Origin of the sequence: Nostoc sp. (genome assembly GCF_036917155.1) — a bacterium.
GTDB lineage: Bacteria > Cyanobacteriota > Cyanobacteriia > Cyanobacteriales > Nostocaceae > Nostoc.
Genome location: NZ_JBALDZ010000157.1, coordinates 1 through 4,562, shown reverse-complemented (window position 1 = coordinate 4,562; position 4,562 = coordinate 1). Strand labels below are relative to the sequence as shown.

The window sequence follows — 4,562 nt, the reverse complement described above, 5'->3', positions numbered from 1 at the left end:
TTTTTTGATCTTTTTCTTCTGGACTCATGCTTGAACACTACCATCTTTCTTCCCTCATGGGAATATTCCTGACATTCCTACCTGGGCAGTTACGACAATTTTAACCATGAAGGTGTAAAGTGAAAATTTCAAGTATAACTACCAGTAGACTGAAGCAATAATAGAAATTCTTTTCGATTCTTACAGGATAGCTCCATGAAAATACAGCTAGCTTTCAAACCAACAGGATGGGCAAAGAAGGGTGTATTAACTACTGCTGCGTTAGTAACTGGTGCTGTGACTATTTACTATGTACTACATTTGCAGTCAGTGACTTCCAGCCCCCCAGTTATTTCCCAAGTGAAGGAGATTACCCCTAATGCTGTGGCTGCGACAGGATATTTAGAACCTCAAGGAGAAGTGATTAAAATCTCAGCTCCGGCTTTTATGGAAGGTGCAAAAGTTCAACAACTGCTTGTTAAACAAGGAGATCAAGTCAAGTCGGGACAGGTGTTGGCGATTTTGGACAACCGCGATCGCTTACAAGCAGCTCTCAAACAAGCGCAAACACAAGTTAAAGTGGCCGAAGCTCGTCTTTTGCAAGTCAAAGCTGGAGCAAAAAAAGGTGATATTAACGCTCAAGATGCCAGATTTGAGCGTACCCAAGCTGAATTAGATGGGCAAATTTCCACTCAGAAAGCGACTATTGCTAGCTTAGAGGCAAAGTTAGTAGGGGAAAGAAGCGCTCAAACAGCAACTATTGAACGCATTAAGGCTGAATTGCAAAATGCTCGTACCAATTGCGATCGCTATCAAAGCCTATATCAACAAGGGGCGGTTGCAGCTCAACAGCGAGATAGTTTTTGCTTACAACAGAACACCACACAAGAAACTCTCAAGGAAGCACAAGCAAATCTCGATCGCATTGTGAGCACAAATCAAGAGCAAATTATGGAAGCTCAAGCTAACTTAAATCGCACCATAGCCACGAATCGCAAGCAAATCAAGGAAGCACAAGCGACTCTTAACTCAGTAGCAGAAGTCCGTCCGGTGGACGTACAACTAGCCCAGTCGGAACTGGACTCAGCCCAAGCAGCTGTCCAGCGAGCGCAGGCTGAATTAGATTTAGCATTTGTGCGATCGCCTAGAAATAGTCGTATTATTAAAATTCATACTTGGCCCGGTGAACTAATTGGTAATGATGGAATTGTAGAATTAGGTAAAACTGACCAAATGTATGTCAAAGCAGAAGTATATGAAACAGATATCAATCGAGTCCGCGTAGGTCAAACAGCAACTATCAAAGATCGGGGAGTCATAAAGGAATTAAAAGGAACTGTAGAGGAAATTGGGTGGAAGATTAGCACTAAAAATGCCCTAGGTACTGACCCTGTTGCAGATGCGGATGCCAGAGTAGTGGAAGTAAAAATTCGCTTGAATCCAGAATCTAGTCAACAAGTTGCCAGCTTAACTAATTTAGAAGTGAATGTAGTCATCAACACAACTCATTCTCAGCCTAGTACAACTAACTAATTAATTAATTAATTAATTAATTAATCAATCAATCGTGTATTTAAATAAAAATTATGTTTAGAAAATTACCTACAGCCTGGTTACAACTTAGATATCAAAGAGTTAGACTGATAGTAGCACTTTCAGGAGTAATTTTTGCTGTTGTAATTATCTTTATGCAGCTTGGCATCCGCGATGCCTTGTTTGATAGTGCCGTCCGTCTGCATAAAGGATTGGAGGGAGATTGTTTTTTAATCAGCCCCCGTTCTACTTCTTTAATTGCTATGCAAACATTTCCGGAAAGACGTTTAGATCAAGTATTAGCATTTGCAGAAGTTGATTTTGTCACTCCCATATATTTAGGCTTTGCTCAGTGGAAAAATCCTGAAACTAGAAATTATTGGCGTAATCTCTATGTAACTGGTTTTGATTTACGTTATCAAATATTTAATTTACCAGGAGTTAATGAGAATATCGAATCTCTAAAAATACCTGATAGAGTTCTCTTTGACCGCAATTCTCGCTCTGAATTTGGTCCTATTGTTTCAGAATTTGAACAAAAAAAAACTGTGACTACAGAAGTTAGTAGCAGGGGTAATAATCGCAAAATTCAGGTAGTTGGTTTGTTCGAGTTAGGAACATCTTTTGGATCTGATGGTAATTTAATTACTAGTCATTTAAATTTTCTCAGAATTTTTAGTGACCGGAAAAAAGGTTTTATTGATATTGGTTTAATTAAATTAAAATCAGGTACTGATATTCAAAAATTTGTCAATCAGATTGAAAATTTCTTACCTCCAGATGTTAAAGTCTTTTCCAAACAACAGTTTATAAAATTTGAGAAAACCTATTGGCAGAGTAGTACAGCCATTGGATTTATCTTTAATTTAGGAGTGGGTTTAGGACTAATCGTTGGGATGGTAGTTGTATATCAAATTCTTTATACAAATGTTTCTGAGCATTTGCCTGAATACGCAACACTCAAGGCAATGGGATATCGACATAAATATTTATTATCGATGGTTTTACAACAAGGTTTATTTATTGGTATTTTAGGTTATGTGCCAGGTTTTTTAATTTCCATAATTCAGTATGAAATCACCAAAAAAGCAACCCTTCTTCCTGTAGAAATGACATTGAATCGGGCTATTTTTGTCATGTTCGCAACTATTATCATGTGTTTTATTTCCGGCGCAACTGCGGTAGGTAAACTCAAATCGGCAGATCCTGCTGATATTTTTTAATGGGTAGATATCTATGGAATCTGTAATTTCTATTCGTAATCTCAACCATTGTTTTGGTAATAGGACTTTAAAAAAGCAAGTTTTATTTGATATTAACTTAGATATAAATCCTGGAGAAATTGTGATTATGACTGGTCCTTCGGGATCGGGAAAAACCACTTTATTATCATTAATTGGTTTTTTAAGGTCAGTTCAACAAGGAAGTCTTAACATTTTCAATAAAGAAATGAATGGCGCAAATGAAGAGCAAATGGTGCAAACTCGGCGTTTTATTGGTTATATTTTCCAAGCTCATAATTTATTGCCATTTATGACAGCAAGAGAAAATGTACAAATGTCGATTGAACTACATAAAGATTTTAATAAAGAAGAAGCCCGAATTAAATCTGAAGCAATGCTTACAGAAGTGGGACTTGGAGAAAGAATCAATTACTACCCCGAAAATCTCTCTGGTGGGCAAAAACAACGGGTAGCGATCGCTCGTGCTTTAGTTAGTCATCCAAAGTTAGTTTTAGCTGACGAACCAACTGCTGCACTAGACAAAAAAACTGGTCGAGATGTTGTCAACCTAATGCAGTGTTTAGCAAAAGAACAAGGATGTACCATCTTGCTCGTGACTCACGACAATCGCATTTTGGATATTGCTGATCGCATTGTTGAGATGGAAGATGGTTACTTGATATCATGACTGGACTTTAGAACTTTAGAGTAGTACAACGTGGCGTAAATAAAGCCACCATACTGAAAATAAGTGAAAAATGGAGTTAAAAATGCTTAATATCAATTCAGTCCTTAGATGGCAATTTTGGGGTAGTTGGCAAAAGCGGTTATACACTCGGTATGGACCTTGGGCGGTAGTGACTGGTGCATCCTCAGGCATAGGTCGTGAGATGGCACTCAAACTAGCTGAGGCAAGGCTAAATCTCGTTTTGACTGCACGCAGCCAAGAAGTACTGGAGCAAATGGCAACCGATTTAACCAATCGGTATGGTATCGAGGTTCGGGTTATTGGACTTGACTTGGCTTTAGAGAAAGGAGTTGAAACCCTAGAAGTTGCTACTCAGGATTTGGATGTCGGTTTGCTAATTGCATCTGCTGGTTTTGGGACTTCGGGATCGTTTCTCAATTCGCTACTGGAGCAAGAGATAGAAATGCTCAATGTTAACTGCCGTGCGCTCTTGGGGTTGAGCTGGTACTTTGGGCAGCGGTTCGCTAAGCGTGGTGGCGGCGGAATGGTGCTGATGAGTTCAATCGTAGGATTTCAGGGTATGCCCTTCGCTGCTCACTACGCAGCAACCAAGGCCTACGTACAGACGCTAGCCGAGGCACTATATGTTGAACTGGCACCTATGGGAGTTGATGTTCTTGCCTCTGCCCCTGCCCCAACAAACAGCGGCTTCGCTAGCCGCGCTGGTATGCGGATGGGCATGGCAATGAACCTTGCGGACGTGGCTGAGCCAACTTTAAATGCCTTGGGCCGCAAGTCCACAGTACTGCCAGGACTACTGTCAAAGCTGCTGACGTACTCCCTCACCCTTTTGCCGCGTTGGGCGCGGGTTCGGATCATGGGTGGGGTGATGGACGGTATGACCAAGCATCAGCGAAGGGACAAAAAACTTGAACTGGACAAGCGTTGAAGTTTTGTCGGTTAAGGCATCACCGTGGTCGGGTAGCAGGACTATATCGCTATAATCCCGCCCCCTCAGAACCGGACGTGCGGTAGGGTAGCCCTCAATACGGTTCAGTTAAGGCTCGAATAGCTGTAAAATAGGCATTGTTTCCAAAAATGGAAATCAAGTAGGGTGCATCTCAAAGAATTTTCGTTAG

The 4,562-nt window shown here is 40.6% G+C and carries 4 protein-coding genes; all 4 read left to right on the top strand.

Annotation, left to right across the window (positions count from 1 at the left end):
* Positions 1–195 precede the first annotated feature (195 nt).
* A complete protein-coding gene (locus tag V7K67_RS21045) occupies positions 196–1,512 on the top strand; it encodes an ABC exporter membrane fusion protein (protein WP_334729590.1) in 1,317 nt (438 codons plus the stop codon).
* A 53-nt stretch (positions 1,513–1,565) separates the two neighbouring features.
* On the top strand, positions 1,566–2,735 hold the full coding sequence (gene devC, locus V7K67_RS21040) for an ABC transporter permease DevC (RefSeq protein ID WP_334729591.1): 1,170 nt from the start codon (positions 1,566–1,568) through the stop codon (positions 2,733–2,735).
* A 13-nt stretch (positions 2,736–2,748) separates the two neighbouring features.
* A complete protein-coding gene (locus V7K67_RS21035) occupies positions 2,749–3,423 on the top strand; it encodes a DevA family ABC transporter ATP-binding protein (RefSeq protein WP_335168247.1) in 675 nt (224 codons plus the stop codon).
* A gap of 82 nt (positions 3,424–3,505) precedes the next feature.
* Positions 3,506–4,372: an SDR family NAD(P)-dependent oxidoreductase gene (locus V7K67_RS21030; protein ID WP_334729593.1), complete on the top strand. Its 867-nt coding sequence runs from the start codon at positions 3,506–3,508 to the stop codon at positions 4,370–4,372.
* Positions 4,373–4,562: the final 190 nt, after the last annotated feature.

What these genes read in the sequence shown, in the direction of transcription:
- V7K67_RS21045 (WP_334729590.1), top strand. Translation starts at nt 196, where the DNA reads ATGAAAATACAGCTAGCTTTCAAACCAACAGGATGGGCAAAGAAGGGT.
- devC (WP_334729591.1), top strand. Translation starts at nt 1,566, where the DNA reads ATGTTTAGAAAATTACCTACAGCCTGGTTACAACTTAGATATCAAAGA.
- V7K67_RS21035 (WP_335168247.1), top strand. Translation starts at nt 2,749, where the DNA reads ATGGAATCTGTAATTTCTATTCGTAATCTCAACCATTGTTTTGGTAAT.
- V7K67_RS21030 (WP_334729593.1), top strand. Translation starts at nt 3,506, where the DNA reads ATGCTTAATATCAATTCAGTCCTTAGATGGCAATTTTGGGGTAGTTGG.